The sequence below is a fragment of the Acinetobacter sp. ACIN00229 genome, assembly GCF_016106645.1.
GTDB classification, from domain to species: Bacteria; Pseudomonadota; Gammaproteobacteria; order Pseudomonadales; family Moraxellaceae; genus Acinetobacter; species Acinetobacter oleivorans.
The window spans coordinates 1-896 of sequence record NZ_JADWOM010000042.1 but is presented as its reverse complement, the minus strand read 5'-3'; the positions used below and the strand labels follow the sequence as shown (position 1 = coordinate 896).

The 896-nt window shown below is 44.1% G+C and carries 1 protein-coding gene; it reads right to left on the bottom strand.

Features of this window, described 5'->3' with window-relative positions; genetic code table 11:
* The coding region (locus I7H67_RS19595; RefSeq protein ID WP_198308647.1) for an FAD-dependent oxidoreductase at positions 1-896 on the bottom strand (896 nt) is incomplete at both ends.

Here is an 896-nt window from a genome sequence, read left to right as displayed (position 1 = left end):
GGTACATTCATTTCTCTCCAACGTGCACCTGTTGAAAGGATCACAGTTTTCGATTCAAGTTTTGCACCGTTTTCAAGTTCAACTTCAACTAGACCATTGATCGTTTGGTTTGCACCTGTGATTTTGCTGACACGTTGCAGGTTCATGATATCAACATCGTATTCACGAACATGTGCTTCCATTTCGGCAGCAAACTTAGGACCTTGAGTCTTTTGCACAGATGTGAAGTTTTCAATGTCCATGGTATCCATCACCTGACCACCGAAGCGTTCAGCCACGATACCAGTGTTAATACCTTTACGTGCTGCATAGATTGCTGCTGTTGCACCCGCAGGTCCACCACCAATCACCAATACATCAAAAGCATCTTTGGCATTGAGTGCTGCTGCATCTTTTTCAGCTGAGTTGGTGTCGAGTTTTGCCACAATCTCTTCAAGGGTCATACGACCTTGGCCAATGTGCTCATTGTCTTGGAACACCATCGGTACAGCCATGATTTTGCGTTGTTCAACTTCGTCTTGGAAGAATGAACCATCAATCATGGTTGCTGTTGTGTTCGGATTATAAATCGCGATCAGGTTCAGCGCCTGTACTACATCCGGACAGTTATGACAGCTTAGCGATACAAACACATCAAAGTTGGCTTTGAGGTTTAAACCTTTAATCTGGTTGAGCACTTCATTTGACACTTTAGGTGCATAACCAGACACTTGTAACAGTGCCAAGATCAAAGATGTAAACTCATGGCCCATTGGTAAGCCAGCAAAGAACACACGAGGTTGTTCACCTGCTTTAGCTACACCAAAGCTTGGACGACGTGTATTGTTGCCATCAAAACGGGCAGTCACTTTGTCAGAAAGCTCAGCGATTTCTGTCACTAACTCTTTAATTTGAGC